Source organism: Bacteroides sp. AM07-18 (assembly GCF_003602695.1).
In the GTDB taxonomy this organism is placed as follows: domain Bacteria; phylum Bacteroidota; class Bacteroidia; order Bacteroidales; family Bacteroidaceae; genus Bacteroides; species Bacteroides uniformis.
Genome location: NZ_QTLM01000004.1, coordinates 174,066 through 192,212 on the forward strand (window position 1 = coordinate 174,066; position 18,147 = coordinate 192,212).

Consider the following 18,147-nt stretch of genomic DNA (forward strand, 5'->3'; position numbering starts at 1 on the left):
ATTGTACATCAAGCCATCGCATGATACGGTTTGTACTTTTTCTCCCTTCCCTTGTACTTCCTTATACACCCGATTCCATAAAACCTCTTACCTTTGACCTCAGAATTACAATCTAAAGTCAAAGAACTATGAAGCATTTTTCCCCCTTGTGGTCTCTGATTCCCGGTGCAGCCCTGATAGCGGGATGCGGAAGCCAACCTAAAGACAAGACTTCGGAGCACTCGCCGCAGAAGCCCAATGTAGTATATCTGATTGCTGATGACCTGGGTATCGGCGACCTGAGCTGTTACGGTGCCACCAAAGTAAGCACTCCCAACATTGACCGCCTTGCCGGACAAGGCATGCAGTTTACCAACGCTTATGCCACTTCTTCCACCAGCACTCCTTCCCGTTTCGGCCTGCTGACGGGCATGTATCCCTGGCGACAGAAGAATACCGGCATCGCTCCGGGCAATTCCGAACTCATCATCGATACCGCCTGCGTCACTATGGCCGATATGTTCAAGGAAGAAGGCTACGCCACTGCAGCAGTGGGCAAGTGGCACCTCGGCCTGGGCCCTAAAGGCGGTACAGACTTCAACCACTCCATCAAACCGAACACCCAAGACATCGGCTTTGACTATGAATACATCATCCCCGCTACCGTCGACCGCGTTCCCTGCGTCTTTGTAGAGAACGGACATGTAGTAGGCCTCGACCCCAACGACCCTATCACTGTGAGCTACGACCACAAGGTCGGTGACTGGCCCACCGGTCTCGAAAACCCCGAACTCGTCAAGATGAAACCCAGCCAGGGGCACAATAACACCATCATCAACGGCATCCCCCGCATCGGCTGGATGACCGGCGGCAAATCCGCCCTTTGGACAGACGAAGACATTGCCGACGTGATTACAGACAAAGCCAAGAACTTCATCACAGCCCATAAAGACGAACCTTTCTTCCTTTATATGGGTACGCAAGATGTACATGTTCCCCGCGTGCCACATCCGCGTTTCGCCGGCAAGAGTGGTTTGGGCGTACGTGGCGACGTCATCCTCCAGCTGGACTGGACCGTGGGTGAAATCATGCACACTTTGGACAGCCTCGGCATTGCCGACAACACCATTTTTGTATTCTGCAGTGACAACGGTCCCGTCATAGACGACGGCTATCAGGACCAGGCACGCGAACTGCTGAACGGCCATACTCCCATGAAGCACTACCGCGGTGGGAAGTACAGCGCTTTCGATGCCGGTACCCGCATTCCCTTCATTGTACGCTGGCCCAATGGCATCAAGCCCGGCAAACAACAAGCCCCCTTCTCCATGATTGATGTATACGCTTCACTCGCCGCCCTGCTGGACCATCCACTGAAAGCAGGCACCGCTCCCGACAGCCGCAACCAGCTCAACAACTTTCTGGGAACCGACACCGCCGGATGTGACTATATCGTACAGCAAAATCTGGACAATACGCTCTCCATTATCGAGGGAGACTGGAAATACATAGAGCCCAGCGACAAACCCGCACTGGAGTATTGGACCCAAACGGAAATGGGAAACGCCCCGCAGCCCCAACTGTACAATCTTTCCGTCGATCCGTCTGAAAAAGACAATGTGGCAGATGCCCATCCGGAAAAGATAGAAGCGCTCTCCGCCCTGCTGGAAAAGGTTAAGGGCGCAAAGGACTAAAACGGAGGCACGGCCCTTTCATTTAAAGGAGTTAAAGGGCGATAACTCCTTCTAACTCCCTTAAATGAAAGAGCCGTGAAACGGAGGGAGATAAAAGTACAAGAGTGTTGCCGTCCGCGGGTTTTGTACGAATTCGTACTTTTTGCGAACTATTAACGGATATGTTTGTATATTCCATCCCCTACATTTGCGATGTGATTTCACCCCAAAGTGAGTACAAGACGAAGAAACAACCTTTATTATTAACTAATTAAATTAATATTTATGAAACAAAAATCCAGCTTCTTTAAAGCATTAGGTATTATGTTACTTGTCCTATTTGCCACGCAGGCCAATGCACAGGAACTGACCGTCTCCGGAACGGTGAATGATGACTTCGGTCCGATCATCGGTGCGTCAGTCCTCGTGAAGGGTACAAGCAATGGCAGTATCACCGATATGAACGGAGAGTTCACTTTGTCCGGTGTACCAGCCAAAGGAACTCTGGTTATCTCATTCATCGGCTATCAGACACAAGAAATTCAGGTAAACAATCAGCAGAAACTTTCCATCAATTTAAAAGAAGACTCACAACAACTGCAAGAAGTAGTGGTAGTGGCAGTGGGTTACGGCGATGTCCGCCGCAAAGACCTGACAGGTTCCATCGCGAAAGCAGACATCAAGGAATTAGTCAAAACTCCGGTAAACAATGTTGCTGAGTCTTTAGGAGGACGTATTGCAGGTGTGCAGGTTTCATCGACGGACGGCGGACTGGGTGACAACTTCAACATCGTGATTCGTGGTGCCGGTTCATTGACCCAAAGCACAGCGCCTCTATATGTTATCGACGGTTTCCCGCAAGAAACCTCTAACATGGGTTCTTTAAACCCGAATGACATCGAATCCATTGACGTTTTGAAAGATGCTTCCGCCACCGCCATCTATGGTTCGCGTGGTGCTAATGGTGTAGTTATCATCACTACGAAAAAAGGCAAATCTGGAAAACCGACCATCTCCTACAACGGAAGTTTCACGGTAGGACTGGTGAACAATACCCCCGAAATGATGGATGGATATGAATTTGTGAAACTCCAACAAGAAGTCATGGGTGCAGAGGATTTCAAGAACATGTATCTGAAAGATGGAAATACACTGGAGGATTACCGCAAATTCAAATCCTACGATTGGCAGAAAGAGATTTACCGCACAGCCATGAGCCATAACCATCACGTGCTTTTGAATGGCAATGCCGGCGACTTGAAATATTCTACTTCCGTATCTTACAATGACCAGGAAGGCGTCATCATCAATTCTGACTTAAACAGATACCAGGCACGTGTCAACCTCAGCCAGCAATTCAACAAGAGACTGAAGGTAGATGCCAACGCCAACTTTGCCAGTACAACACAGAACGGGCCCAATCCCTCGAACAACACCAGCGCCATGTCTACCGCATTCATGTACAGTGTATGGGCTTACCGTCCCGTATCTCCGTCAGGCGCCGACTTAAAAGACGAAATTTACGATACCGATATAGACATGGCAGAAGACTATCGCTTCAACCCTGTATTGTCGGCCAAGAACGAATATCGCAGGAACACTACCAACACATTGCAAGCCAACTTGAGTGCAGAGTATGAAATCATCAAGAACTTGAAGTTTAAAGTTGCAGCAGGCTATTCGAGCCGTGACATAAAGAAAGAAGAGTTTAATGGTCCTAATACCCGTACCGGTAATTCTCACCCTTCCAATACACAAAGTAAAGGTATCAATGCTAATTTGTACCAATATGAATTCAGAAGCTATCTGAACGAAAACACATTGACCTATCAGTTCAATAAAAAACTTCACAGCATGAATGTACTGGCAGGTTTAAGTTTACAGAAGAACAGCAATTACTCCCACTCCGTAGCAACCGAACATATCAGTAATGAGTCTTTCGGTATGGCAGGACTAGATAAAGGTACCAACCAAACCATAGAGAGCAACCAGGGAGAAAGCAAGATGATGTCCTATTTCGGTCGTATCAACTATAACTATGATTCAAGATACTACCTTAACGCCACCATGCGTGCCGACGGTTCTTCTAAATTCCCGAAAAACAACCGCTGGGGATATTTCCCTTCTGCATCTGTGGCATGGGCTTTCGGTCGCGAAGCTTTTGTATCGGAAAATGCTTCTTGGCTGTCTAATGGAAAACTACGCCTCAGCTACGGCCAGACAGGTAACAACCGTGTGGGCGACTTTGACTACATGGCCAAACTGATTACAAGCGACAACGTGTATAAATATCCTTGGAATGGTTCATTTACCCCAGGTTTCCATATTGCCAATAAAGCCAATTCACAACTCAAGTGGGAAACTACCGAACAAATAGACTTCGGTCTGGATTTAGGTTTCTTCGACGGACGTATCAACGTGACTGCCGATTATTATATAAAAACCACTAAGGATTTGTTACTCAGAGCTGATGTTCCAGGCAGTTCCGGTTTCTCCAGTGCAACGCTCAATGTCGGTAAACTCAAGAACAAAGGTTTCGAGCTTACTTTGGAAACTATCAACCTGAAGAATAAGAAGTTCTCATGGACTTCCAACTTCAATATAGCATTCAACTCCAACAAGATTACCGCATTGACGGAAGGAAAAGGTGAAATTACAAGTTATGTAAGCTGGGACAACAAGTACAAAACCATGCCCGCATACGTCAGCCGTATCGGCGAATCGGCCGGCAAGATGTATGGTTTCATTTATGAAGGTACCTACAAAGAATCGGACTTCAACATCACTACGGACGACAAAGGCAAGAAAGTGTACACCCTGAAAGAGGGTATCGCTTCTTACGTGAAAGGCTGCCAACCCGGTGACCCCAAATATAAAGACATGCCTACGATAGATACCAATGGCGACGGTATTCCTGATACAGGCGACGGTATCATCAATGACAAAGACCGTACCACCATCGGTAACGGCCTGCCCACATGCACCGGCGGTTTCACCAATAGCTTTACCTATAAGAATTGGGACCTCAGTATCTTCTTGCAATGGAGTTTAGGAAATGATATTCTGAACGCTAACCGAATGGTCTTTGAAAATCCCGCCAAGAAGAAGAACACTAACATGTTTGCATCCTATACCAACCGTTGGACTCCCGAAAACCCGTATAGCAACATGCCCCGTGCAAATGCCCTCGGCTCCAACGAGTATAGTTCTCTCTATGTGGAAGATGGTTCGTTCTTGAAACTGAAATCTATCTCTTTAGGTTACAATTTTCCGGCACAGATGCTGAGAAAAGCATTCATCAGCTCTGCCAGAGTATTTGTTTCCGCTGAAAACATCGCTACCATTACAGGCTATTCCGGCTCAGACCCAGAAGTATCTACACGTAATTCGGTATTGACTCCCGGATTCGACTGGTCTGCATATCCACGCTCTTTCAACGCATCTATCGGAGTGAACCTTACTTTCTAACAACAAACGTATAAAACAAAAACAATGATGAAAAAGTTCTATAATATATTCAAAAAAGCCCTTGTCCTCATAGGAGTAGTCTCTATGACTTCATGTGACTTCTTAGGAACCGAACCATACGATTTCGTTTCACCAACCACATTCTATAGAAACGAGTCTGAATGTACCATGGCACTTGCCGCAGTATATTACCCAATGGCAACCGCCAACTTATATGGTAATTTCTATTCCACAGAAATGACCAATATAGATGACCTGAGCTACTATACGCGCAACAGCAACTTTTCCGGTAAGCTATGGGCAAACGACTATACCAGCACCACTCAAGAAATATGGAATATCTGGGAAGCACTATACACCGGCATTAAAAACGCCAATGGTTTGCTTGAGAACATAGACAAGGCAGAAATGAGTCAAATCGCCAAAGATAGAATCAAAGGGGAAGCTAAGTTCCTCCGTGCTTACTATCACTTCTTACTTGTACAGGCTTTCTATGAGGTGCCTATCCGCAAACAATCTTTAGATGACATCAATGCCGCCAGTATGCCTGCCACCTCCAATGCGGAAGCATTAGACTGGATTATCAAAGAAATGGAAGATTGCATTCCCTTGGTTGACAAAAAAGAATATGACAAAAGCCCATCCCACGTGAAAGAAACTTCTGTATATGGCATCCTAGCACGCGTATGCTTATGGAGAGCAGGAAAACCTTCCGACGGTGGAGAAGCCTATTATAAAAAAGCGGCTCAATATGCCAATGAAGTCTACAAATCCAAGAAACATGACTTAAACCCTGATGTGTACGCCATGTGGAAGTGTATGGCAACAGATAAATATGACACTGAATATAACGAATCCATCTGGGAAGTAGAATTTATAGGTACTCGCCTTGACAATAATTATACCGAAAGCCGTATTGGTAATACCATCGGTAACGCCCAAAGAAATGGTAACGCCACGGGTAAAGGTTATACCTATGCTTTCTATGCAGGTACATTAGTCCTTTGGGATTTATTTGAAAAGAACAGTACAGACAAACGTCGTGACCTTTCCATGGCACCTTATTACTTGAATGCGAAAGATGTGCAAGTAAAATGGAAAGACCATGAAATCACCATGCGCCGTTGTGGCAAGTTCCGCCGTGAGTGGGAAACAGCCGAAAACAAGAACAAGAACTGGACTCCCGAGAATTATCCGATTCTGCGCTATGCCGACGTATTGCTAATGCTGGCCGAAGCCGAAAATGAAGTGAACAAGCAACCTACGGACCTGGCTTATACAGCAATAAATCTTGTACGCAAGCGCGCCGGCATTCCGGAACTCAAAAACTTGTCATACGACCAGTTCCAACAAGAATTACGTGATGAACGCGCCCGCGAACTTTGCTTCGAGTCCATACGTAAGTTCGATTTGGTACGTTGGGGAATTTACTTGGAAAGAATGCAGAATACACTGGGTACGGCAGCAGCCGACAAACGCTGGAACTCACAGAGTGAAAATGAAGCCAAGGCCGACAAGACCGGTGGCAAATATGACTTCGCCGCTACTGTAGCAGCCAAAACAGAAGAAAAACATCAGTTCTATCCCATTCCCAACAAAGAACTGTCCGTGAATACTAAACTAAAACAGAACAAATGGTGGTAATAAAACCGCAAGACTTCTAACCTTATTATCTCTATATCACAAATAATCAAATAGACCTTAATTAATTTTATTTGTGCAGAGGAGGGTAATCGAGAGATTACTCTCCTCATTTTAATGAATGATTTTACCACTTGTTTTGTACAATCCACACATCTTATGAAAACAATATTCCGTAATTTTGTAACACAATCAATTAATTACCTTATTTAACCTGATAGTTATGACACGAAAGTTTTTTCAGTTGCTATTTATTTTGACCTATCTTAGTTCATCCGCTTTTGCACAATTCGTAAGTTTCGAAGAAGAAATCCCCTGTAACTTCAAAAGTTCCGATAAACAAGAGTTGGCGTTATCATCATCATACTATAAAGAAGGAAGCAAGAGCCTGGAGTGGAAATTCTCTCCTAACAGCATATTGGACATTCCATCCGAATCTGTTTTTACCCTGGAGGGCGACAACGGAATCACTCTGTGGATATACAATGAAAAGCCTCAGCAAGACTCCCTGCGTTTTGAATTTTACTCTCCCAACGGACATGTTTCCCATCACTTCGGATTCCGACTATACGCTGCCGGATGGCGCGCCTGCTGGATAAGCTTCAAGCACATGCAAGGAGACAAACAAGATAAGAAAATTGCCGGTTACCGTATCATTGCCCCCAACCGCACCGGACGAGTCTTTATAGACCGACTGACCTTCCCGGTAAAAAAAATCAATGACCGTACTACCCCCGATTTGCAGATGCCGACCAATAACTCGCTGACCTATCGCGACCTGTGGCATTGGTGCCGCGTCTGGCAATGGGAACAATATCAATACGACCTACCTCTGAGCGAATCGTTAACCACCGACGAGAAACAAGAACTGGCCACTGTAGAAGCACGGCTGACCGCAATACTCGACACCCCAAAAGCACCTAAAAAAGGAATATCAAAAGCCTACAGCACATTCAAGGCGGCCAATATCCGTCCATCCAGTAACGGTTTCACCGGTGCTCCCGTTGTAGCACCCGATGAACTAAACCGTCGAAAAGGCGAACTCTCTTGGAACGATCTGGAAGATATGCTCTCGGGGTTTGCATACGATGCTTACTACAACCATTCTGCCCAATCGGCAAAGAATTACTTCCTCGTTTGGGACTACGCTATCAACCAAGGTTTCGCTTTTGGCAGTGGCATGGGCACCAACCATCACTACGGTTATCAGGTACGAAAAATATATACTACGGCATGGCTGATGCGCGACGCTATCTGGAAAGCTCCCAATAGGGATAATATTCTCTCAGCACTTATCTTCTGGTCAGCATTACAAGAAACAAGGATACCTTTCCAATACGGACGGGACGAATTACTGGATAGCTGGCACACCCTGCTGATGGCAAAAACCGTATCTGCACTCTTGTTTGTGGACGAAAGGGAAAGAGCACGGGCCCTTGCCGGACTCTCCAGATGGCTGAGTGGTTCCTTGCAATACAGTCCGGGAACCATTGGCGGTATCAAGGTAGACGGAACAACCTTCCACCACGGAGGATTCTATCCTGCCTATACCACCGGAGTGCTCGCCATGGTAGGGCAGTTCATAGCACTCACCAGCCATACCCGGTACGTGCCTACCATGGAAGCACGCCAGGTGCTGAAATCCGCATTCATATCTATGCGCAATTATTGCAACATCTATGAATGGGGTATCGGTATCAGCGGAAGACACCCTTTCGGAGGTTCCATGAAAGAAAATGACGTAGCTGCCTTTGCCTATCTTGCCCTTGCCGGAGATTTATCAGGAGAAAGCAATACCTTCGACCACCACTTAGCAGCAGACTATATGCGGCTTTGCAACAATGATACTCCCGAAGCCATCTATTTCAGAAAAGAAGGAATTACCCCCGCAAAAGCTCCGCAAGGCTTTTTTGTATACAATTATGGTTCGGCAGGCATTTTCCGCCGAAACGACTGGATGGTAACCTTGAAAGGCTATACTACCGATGTATGGGGATCCGAAATCTATAGGAAAGATAATCGTTACGGACGTTACCAAAGTTATGGTTCCGTCCAAATCATGGGTTATCCGTCGCGCAAAGCCAGCGGTTTCGATGAAAACGGATGGGACTGGAACCGTCTGCCCGGAACCACCACAATACATTTACCGTTCGACTTACTAGACAGTCCTCTGCCCGGTACCACCATGGCACATTCCAAAGAGAACTTCTCCGGCAGCAGTTCCCTTGAAGGTAAGAACGGTATGTTTGCCATGAAGCTGATGGAACGTAACTTGAAAAACTTCACACCCGATTTCGTTGCCCGCAAATCTGTGTTCTGTTTCAATAACCGTATGATATGTCTGGGTACGGGTATCAGCAATAGCAATGCTTCTTTCCCAACGGAAACAACGCTCTTTCAAAGTACCTTCCAAAAGGGGAAAAGCGACATCTATGTAGACGGCAAACTAAAGAACGTGCCTTTCCACCAAGAATTAAACGATGGCAAACGTCATTGCATCCAAGATGGATATAACAATTACTATCTGGTGAATGGAGATAACGTGCAGATACAGATTGCCCGGCAAGACTCCCACCATGAAAAAACCCGTGCCAAGACACAAGGAACTTTTGCTTCTGCCTATATCAATCATGGGGCAGCGCCACAAAATGCCGGATACGAATATATGGTATTGATACAGCCCAGTCCAAAAGAACTGGATGCCGCCCGACGGAAAGCACCTTACCAGATACTCCACAAAGACAGTATCGCCCATGTGGTTATCGATAAACAGACAGGTATCACTGCATACGCAGCTTTTGAAACTTATCTTCCCCAAAAAGACGAACTATTCCTTTCCATCCCTGCAGAAACGATGGTAATGCAAAAGCAATCTGGTTCCAACCTCTTGCTCAGCGTATGCGACCCCAATTTGAATATCTCTGAAAAGGCTTTTACCACCAAAGAGCCAAGCCGCCCCATTGAGAAGAAGTTGATACTGAAAGGTCAATGGAAATGTAAAACACTGCAGGAGGACGTAACCGTAGAAGTAGGACAAACAGAAACAGTACTCACCGTGACTTGCAGACACGGGCAGCCTATAGAATTTATCCTGCTGAACAAATAGTTAGCAAGCGATAAAAAGCCGGAGAAAGCAGTGGGGAAAATATAGAATTTCGGCAAAGCAAGTGCTGTTTCGCAAGAAAACATGTATCTTTGCCGATATGAACGAAAACAGATTACCCATCTACTTCGCCCCACTGCAAGGCTACACTGATTCGGCCTACCGCTTGGCACATGCCCGAATCTTCGGAGGTATCAACACCTACTATTCTCCGTTTGTACGTGTGGAACACGGCGAAATCCGTCGCAAGGACATACGCGAAATCCATCCCGACAACAACAGGGAAATGCACTTCATTCCGCAACTCATAGCCCCGACTCCCGATAAATTAGAGCAGATAATGGCCCTTTTCATCGAATACGGCTATCGGGAAGCCGACATCAACCTTGGCTGTCCGTTTCCCATGTTGGTCAAGCGGCACAACGGAGCAGGTATGTTGCCCCACCCCAAGGAGGTAGAGGCGCTGCTGAAAACCGCTGTAGAGAAGTTCCCGGAAATCCGCTTTTCAGTAAAACTGCGATTGGGATGGGAACATGCGGACGAGTGCCTCGCCCTGCTCCCTCTACTGAACGAACTGCCACTTTCACATGTCACTCTCCATCCGCGCTTAGGCATCCAGCAGTATAAAGGTACTGTTGACTGGAATGGCTTTGAAGCCTTCTACAAGGGATGTGACAAACCACTGTTGTACAACGGTGACATACACACGCCAGATGACATCGAAAGCATAGTCGCCCGCTTTCCCCGATTGGTTGGTGTTGTCATAGGACGTGGATTGCTCGCCAACCCTGCTTTGGCCTGGGAGTACCAGCAAGGACATCCTCTTTCTTCCGATGAAATGGCAAAAAAAGTGAGACTACTACACAACGAAGTGTTCAATGCCTACAAGGAACGCCTACAAGGTGGTGACCTACAACTGCTGACAAAAATGAAAAGTTTTTGGGAATACCTGCTTCCCAATGCCGACCGGAAAGCAAAGAAAATCATCCATAAGACAACGAAGCTAAGCAACTACGAAGTAGCCGTCGCTCGACTGTTTGCAGAACTTTGAGAAACCGATTTTGAGCTTACCGAAGTTTCACAAGCGATGCAAACAGTTACAAAATGGAAAGAACATTACTCCGGGATTAGATGTACCTCAGGCCGTATCTGCGCCACACGATGCCGTCTCATCCATTCGCCCAAATAGGCGCGATGCTGCTGCAACACTTCCCGATAATTCTTTTCAAGAGCCAAGTTACGCATCTCTCCGCGGTCGTCCTCCATGTTATAAAGCTGTTCACGATAGTTTCCTTTATCATACAACACATATTTATAACGCGGAGTACGCAAAGCCCAACCACGGGTAATACCTTTGTCGAAGGTGGTTTCTATGACCACATAAGGTTGGTGTGCCTGTTCTGGGTCGGCACTCTCAACCAAGGATTTAAAAGAAACGCCATACAAACCTCCGGGCAGAGGAATGTCTGCCCAGTCGCATACGGAAGCAAAGAAGTCAACACCTGCATTGACGAGCTGCGGCATCTCTTTTCCGGCATTCTTCTTTCCGGGTAGAGTCACTATCAGAGGGATGTTCACCACTTCTTCGTAAAGAGCAGACTTCTGATTCCATTGATGTGCTCCCACACCGTCACCGTGGTCGCTCGTGAAGATAATTACCGTGTTCTTCCATAGATTCCGCCGATCAATGATGTCGACAATCTTTCCGATTTCAGCATCCACTTTTTCTACCAAACGGAAATAAAGACTGCGATAGCGACGCCAGTCATCCGGGGAATAATGACGCGTGGGATAGGTCGAATAGTTCAGCGATTGTTCATAGGTTATCACATCGGCATCGTAAGGATGGCGGGAAAAGTTCAAGGGCAATCCAGGCCATTCGTCTTGAGAAAGTTCAGGCAAATTGCCGTATGGCAGATTCTGCCCACGTGCATATTCACAGATATTGTGGGGATTATCGAAGCCAACTACAAGAAAGAAGGGCCGGGTGTGTTCCCGTTCAAGAAAGGCAACGGAAGCCTCAGCCAATCCGTGGTCGGTGTGCGGATGAAGGACAGAAAAACCAAACTCCCGATCCGGTATGGAAGCGGTATGTACATGCCACTTTCCGGCATATGCGCATTCATATCCGGCATGCTGCATCAGAACTCCCAAGGTCGTTGCCCGCAAGGAATCGGGCATAGGCACATTGTTTCTCGCAAGACCTATTTCATGGGATGTGTGTCCCGTAAACATGGATGCCCTAGAAGGACCGCTCAAGGGAGCAGAGCAATAAGCATTGGTAAACAAGACACCCGCCTGCGCCAAACGGTCTATATTCGGGGTATGCACATCCGTATTTCCCACACAGCTCATAGCAGAAGCCGTTTGCTGATCGGTCACAATATAGATAATATTCGGCAACTCCTTGGCTCCCGACAAAACTGGAACAAAAGCTGTGGTACAAAATAGTACGTCTTTGAATTTCATCATGGTACAAATTTATCGGATTTAAAAATCGATTTCTAAGGTTCACCTTTTCAATTCCACGTCAAGGCTCACTGCATCGCGACAGGTAAAACGAAGTACTGTCTGCTTCCGGTCGGCCACCACCACTTGACAATATGGAGTTTCGGTCACTTTCCACAAACCTTTCAGCGTAATGGTCACGGGAATTTCACCACTGACATTTTTTATCCACGGGCGTGAATAGATACTGCGCTCAATACGTTTTCCGTCTTTATCGAAAGCCTCGTCACTCGGACCACGATACAAGGCCAGGTCGGGTTGGGAGACAGTCAGCAGAAGCTTGTCCTTATATTCGCGTATCATGACAAGGCACGATGTATCGGCTTTCTGCAACAATCCGCCGTCGGGCAGAGCTTGCGGAGTCTCAAACAAGACGTAAGAAGTAAGACCGTCTGCCGGAGAACGCACAATGTGGGCGTTGCGGTCTTGTTGGAGAATCTTGTAAGTGGGTTTCTTGGCGAATGCCTCCAAAGCGGCGGCATCCGTGTGGGGTAGCACGGCATATTCGTAGGAAGCGCCTTTCGGGGCTTTGCCATGCTGTAATGTCAAGGACACCCAGTCGCCGGAAGTGGGCTTGGTGCTACGCTCGCCCACGGTCACTTGCGGGAAGTTCTTCTCGTAGCGGGCATCAGGGCGGGAGGCTTTGGAAATGTAATAACCTACGCCGTTGGGATCTATATAAGTCTGCCCGTCACTCTGACAGGACTCCCAGTACCGGCGGGTTTCGGGAGTGGTGGCGGCAAGCTGGAACACGGTGGTTTCCGTTGGATATTCGGTATTTAGGTTTTCGATGTCCGTACCGAGGCATACAATGGTGCCGTCGAAGAAATGGAACGACTTGCGGGCACGGTGAGAACCGTTATACTTATCATGTTCATGCAGCACCATACCGAAGTTACCGTTCAGATGTGCTTGGGACAAACCGCCGGCAAAAGCTTCGTCGGAATAGAGCATCTCCTCCATGCCGGAGAAGGTATCGACATTCAATACCCGGGCACGCAGCTGGTCGAAAGGCAAATGAATGCTCGTGACACCCGGAATACGATTCCAGTCGAAACCGGCCTCCTGCCAGCCACTGGTGGCAAAAGTAACCATTTCATCGGTTTTTCCGGTAAGAATCTGCATGCTGCCATGTGCCAGATAACGGCCATAGAAATTGGCGGGGAGATAGTGCTCGGCAGCCCAGAGGTAACGGGAATGTCCGCGTACTACGGCAGCCCAGTTGCTGCGACGCTGTACGGATACACAACCGTAACCCAAAGCCAGATTGCCTTGCGGGTCGGGTTCCGGACGGAAGCCTTGGGCTTCAAGCAACTTCTTCATCTCCAATTCGTGGCGAGTGGAAGCCTTCGGCAGATAGTCGGGCGCATTCTTGTCCGGAGCTTCTGTATAGGCAACCAGGCGCAAATAGGCAGCGGCCATTTCGGGGTCATACTTCTGCTTGCCATCCGGCGTACCGGCAATGGCCATCGTGGCATATTGGATAGGTATCAGACTTCCTCCCCCGTTGGGATGGCGTCCGGACATGGAGAGAGACCATTGCTTCAGGTTGCAATAGAAACGCATGGTGAGAAGCACTTTCTTCACCGTCTCGTGTGCCTGCTCGGACAGGCGGAACTCGGTACCACTCAGCAAGTAAATCATATTAGTGGCACCGTCCAGACCGCCCACTGCATAAGCAGAATAATTGTTGCAATGATGGAAGCAGGCACCGTCCGGCTTGAAAGAACCGGCCAATCCCGGCGCAGGAAGACAGCCTTTGTCCAGCCAACGGGAGAAGGAACGCAGGTATTGCAGTTTCTCCGGTGTATCCTCCATAATCAGAATGCTGGCTATGCGGCCTTGCAACTTGGTGTTGAACGTATCTATATCAATACCGTTGACGGCAGGTTCGGGATATACCTCATTGGTGATGGCATACCAGTTGAGCGTACGTACCGCCTCTTCCAGCTTACCTACCTCACGCAACACGTCCTTCATCAAGAAATAAGCCACAAACAGACCGCGCATACTATATCCGTAATGGTGGATATTCCCCCAGCAACTGCCGTAGGCAATACCCTGGTCGGTGGCGTTATCGTACATGGCGATGAATTTCTGCTTCAACTCGTGTTTCAGCGCCGCATCTTCCGCATTGTTGTAGGCGATGGCGACGCGTTTCATCAGGTTGAAATAGTCGCTTATCTCTATCCCCAGTCTGGAGAACATATCTTTGTCCCAATCGGGTACCATACGTTCGTATGCCTCGGAGTGACGTACGAAATAGATAGGACGTCCTGCTACCTTGCCGTTCTTGTAGGTAATCCGATAAAAATCATACTTCTCACGGATGGACTGCATCTCCTTGTCCGAAAGCGCGGAAGGTGTGTAGAGCATGCCGCGGAAACGCTTCTCCATAATCCGTATATCCTGCTTCTGCGCCTCGGTCACGTCTGTCAGAGGGATGTCCGGTTTCCACAAGGAGTGTTCGTAGATAACCAGCCAGTGGTTGGTGGTTCCCTTATTTACAAACGGTACCTGCAAGTCGGCAGTCTGCTGGCGGGCATCCACCTTGCTGGCAGTAATCAGATGGTCGAAAAAGAGTTTCCCCTTCACGTCGGGGGCTACAATTCGGATTTCGTCCATCCCTTCTTCCGGGGTACCTTGCATATCGCGTTCATAACATACCCATGCTCCGCGCCAACCGGTAAAGTTGATGCCAAAAGGAAAAGAGGTGCATACCTTGCCATCCTTCAGGAACTCAAACAGAATCTGCTTGTCCTGGGCCTGCTCATTGTACACCCATACGATGAAAGCCGAAAGATAGGTGTCTTTCCCCGTCGGGTCTTTCTTCTCAAATTTCAAGTCTTTTTTGATAGACAGTGCGGCACCCGGCTCGAAAGTCCAGCTCAAACTGTGGTCGCCGTCCCTATAATGTTCGTCGCTAATGCCCAACTGCGAACCGGCTGCCGTAGTGACAAACGCCGGAACCTGCTTCTCCTCAAAAGAAAGCAAGCGCTCATTCTTCACGATTTGTGCGTGTACACTGCCCGGCAGCAACATGCAAACGAGCGCTACCGCTCCTATTTTCCATTTACTGAATTGCATCATGTCTGTTTATTTAAGGTTATCGATATTTGCTACTTGGAAATCTGCAAAACGTACGTGGTTCTGCCACAACCGTAAGGCGAAATAGCCGTCTCCTTTGCCATCGGCAACCGGTAAGCTGAAAAGCTCTTCACCATCCATGGCATAAGTGGTGGCTCCATTCTCCACACGGATTTTAACTTCATACCAATGGTTGGGCTTCAAAAGGTGGGCGGCATCGGTATACTCTTTCAAGATGGGTTTAATCTTTGCATCGTCCACTCCATAATACTCTCCATGGTATTCACGGAAACGCGTAGTTCCATTATCATTACCGCCGTAGCCCACATAGTAAAGGTCCAGCGTATTGTAATTCTTGAACTCGCCGTTGCGCCATGCACTGCGGGCAAAGAAGTCATCCGGATGCCGGGGGTCATCGGCCCCCCAAAAACAATTCAAGTCACTGAGACGGTCGTAGCTACCATTCTCAACCACCACTTGTACCCGGTAGGTAATCTCATAGTTTCCCGTCAACCGTTCCTTATACCAAAGGGACAGCCCGTCCGGAGATACAATATCCATCGTATCGCCGATACATGTAATTTCCACTTTTCCGGAAGAATCCTCCACGACCCAGGCGGTAAGCCGGCAGGAAGCGCCCATCTCCATACCGGGGAGGACACATAAGAGAAGTTGCATCAAAAGAAGTTGTAACCGCATATTTCAATGTATTAGTACGGTACAAAGAAACCCCTCTTTTTGGAAAAAGAGGGGCATAAATCGTACAGAAGAAGGATAAAATAATGATTGAGGCGGATTTCTGCCCCCACTTCATCAAGGATGAAGTTCTTCGAAAGCCTTGTTTTCCTCTTGTACCGCCTGAATAGTTTCTTCCAGTTCATTGATAGGGAGATCGAAGTTGTACCAGTCGTTATAGCAGTCGGTGACATACCACTTGCCATCCGTCAGTTCAAAGACCACACGAAGGGAAGGTTCTGATTCATCATAGCCTGCTTCGAACTCTTTATGGGCAGGCTCATTGACAGTGAAGTGAGAAATATAGGTACCTCCCTCCTCTTCGGTAGTACGTCCTTCCTTCAGCGTTTCTTCGTCTAGCAATGCCCACTTCTCGCGGGTGAAGGGAAAAGTCTGTTCCGTCTCACCGTCATCCTTCAAGAGGGCGATGGGAGACTTCAAAGGAAACTTGATTCGGGAATACTGGAATGAAGCACTGGACGTGAATTTCTGGAGAAATGTCTTGAAATCCTCCTCTTCGGCAGCCAGACCATTGAGAGTCGTCAGCATGAGTGCCGCAAACAGACAAAAAACAAAGCGGATAGCCTTCATATACTCGGATTATTTTTCAATGCGCAAAGATAATATAAAAGTAATAAAATGCTAAGGCTATGGGGCGATAATTATTATCATCTATGTTTCAGATACTCGTAACCAAACCGGCAACGCAAGCAGTCTTTCTTGTCACAATATTCCTTTTGAAGTTGAAGCAGAGCCTGCGAATCGGCAGCGGTAGATACCGGCAAACCGGCACCATCCCAAAGTCGGGTTACGTGATTGTTTTCGGCCTTCAAGGATTCAAGGAAACGGGTGGCACGGTCACACAAAACGTCATCGGCCTTGTGCAGGCCATAAGCATAAAGAAACGGGATGACCGTATTGATGGCAATCAGATTCAAGGCACCGTCCCCTACCCGCTTTTCCCTCCGGGGTGAAACCTTTCTGAAATTGAAGTGCTCCTCCCAATACGCGGAAGTCTTGGCAGCCAGTATCTTCTTCACCGCCTCCAGCGTTTCAGCCTCCATAACACGCGAGAAGAGCGACTGCTCCTTGTGATACAGACAGGCAAGCTGGGCGAGGCGTACATGTGGAAAGTTATCGGGACGAAGACGCAGAAACCGCCACTGCTCAACAGACATGGGAGCTGGCAGCTCGAACTTGTGTTGCAGGTAGCGGAACTCTTTCTGAAGTATCAAATAATAATCATCTGCCTCTGCCGAGACCTCCTCCAGCAGGCCTGCCTGCCCCAGGAAGAAAGCCTCCACTTGAAACAGACTGTCCCGATGCTTGTCTACGGCGCGGAATGGAAGGCGGTTTGCCCATGCCTCGAAAGCATCCCCATTCAGCCCGAAGCCGAAGTTACGAGCAAGAGTAATGAAGAAAACATCTTCCCAATGATGATTGCAGCGTTCGAGCCGCTGGGATATGACGCATGCTTTCTGCTCAAAACGCTCTACCTGCAAAGCGGACAGCCAGGAATGGACGGTCAGCTTTGGGAGGGAGGCAAGGATGGAATAGCAGGGAGGATAAATCTCTGTCTGCCGAAGCTCTTCATAGCGCAAGCGGACAGTGTCGGGGCAAGTGAGCACCATCTGGGGAACCAGCTCACCGTTCGTGCGGTACACATCACAATTCGATTCGCCCACCACGTGCAGGATGACGGTATCATACGCCTTGTCACGGTCGTGCCTATGGAGCAGCCAGTCTGATGCCTGCGTATGCACTTCGACGTTGCCCACCCAGAGCGTACCGTCTATTTTCAGTTTGGCATTAAAAAAATCGGGGCCTGCATTCATGTTCGGCAAACCGGGATCTATCACTTCTACCGGCCGGCCGGAGGTTGTCTGGAGCAATGACAAAGGAAATATTTTGTGCTTCCAAACATAATGCAGTAGTTGTTCCATGTTAACAAGA

At 48.0% G+C, this 18,147-nt stretch carries 10 protein-coding genes; 5 read left to right on the plus strand and 5 right to left on the minus strand.

Features of this window, described 5'->3' with window-relative positions:
- Positions 1-128: 128 nt before the first annotated feature.
- The 5 genes from DW096_RS08190 (at position 129) to DW096_RS08210 (ending at position 10,915) form a co-directional block, all read left to right on the plus strand.
- On the plus strand, positions 129-1,673 hold the full coding sequence (locus tag DW096_RS08190; RefSeq protein WP_118930965.1) for an arylsulfatase: 1,545 nt from the start codon (positions 129-131) through the stop codon (positions 1,671-1,673).
- A gap of 264 nt (positions 1,674-1,937) precedes the next feature.
- Complete coding sequence (locus DW096_RS08195) at positions 1,938-5,120, plus strand: TonB-dependent receptor (protein WP_117963696.1); 3,183 nt, start codon at positions 1,938-1,940, stop codon at positions 5,118-5,120.
- 27 nt (positions 5,121-5,147) lie between these two features.
- Positions 5,148-6,764 (plus strand): RagB/SusD family nutrient uptake outer membrane protein, encoded by a 1,617-nt coding sequence (locus tag DW096_RS08200; protein ID WP_057281930.1) that lies wholly within the window; start codon positions 5,148-5,150, stop codon positions 6,762-6,764.
- Positions 6,765-6,984: 220 nt separating this feature from the next.
- A complete protein-coding gene (locus DW096_RS08205) occupies positions 6,985-9,867 on the plus strand; it encodes a chondroitinase family polysaccharide lyase (protein ID WP_057281881.1) in 2,883 nt (960 codons plus the stop codon).
- 97 nt (positions 9,868-9,964) lie between these two features.
- On the plus strand, positions 9,965-10,915 hold the full coding sequence (locus DW096_RS08210; protein ID WP_057281929.1) for a tRNA-dihydrouridine synthase family protein: 951 nt from the start codon (positions 9,965-9,967) through the stop codon (positions 10,913-10,915).
- A 65-nt stretch (positions 10,916-10,980) separates the two neighbouring features.
- Here DW096_RS08210 and DW096_RS08215 read toward each other — a convergent pair whose 3' ends face one another.
- The 5 genes from DW096_RS08215 to DW096_RS08235 all read right to left on the minus strand — a co-directional run bounded on the left by DW096_RS08215 (position 10,981) and on the right by DW096_RS08235 (position 18,137).
- A complete protein-coding gene (locus DW096_RS08215; protein ID WP_369904470.1) occupies positions 10,981-12,333 on the minus strand; it encodes a sulfatase in 1,353 nt (450 codons plus the stop codon).
- A 42-nt stretch (positions 12,334-12,375) separates the two neighbouring features.
- Complete coding sequence (locus DW096_RS08220; RefSeq protein ID WP_118930966.1) at positions 12,376-15,462, minus strand: chondroitinase family polysaccharide lyase; 3,087 nt, start codon at positions 15,460-15,462, stop codon at positions 12,376-12,378.
- A gap of 6 nt (positions 15,463-15,468) precedes the next feature.
- A complete protein-coding gene (locus tag DW096_RS08225) occupies positions 15,469-16,158 on the minus strand; it encodes a DUF6250 domain-containing protein (RefSeq protein ID WP_005826049.1) in 690 nt (229 codons plus the stop codon).
- Between the two features lie 114 nt (positions 16,159-16,272).
- The gene (locus DW096_RS08230; RefSeq protein WP_005826053.1) at positions 16,273-16,785 is read right to left on the minus strand and encodes a hypothetical protein; all 513 of its coding nucleotides are present in this window, start codon (positions 16,783-16,785) and stop codon (positions 16,273-16,275) included.
- Between the two features lie 77 nt (positions 16,786-16,862).
- The gene (locus DW096_RS08235; protein WP_005826054.1) at positions 16,863-18,137 is read right to left on the minus strand and encodes a DUF2851 family protein; all 1,275 of its coding nucleotides are present in this window, start codon (positions 18,135-18,137) and stop codon (positions 16,863-16,865) included.
- Between the last annotated feature and the right edge of the window lie 10 nt (positions 18,138-18,147).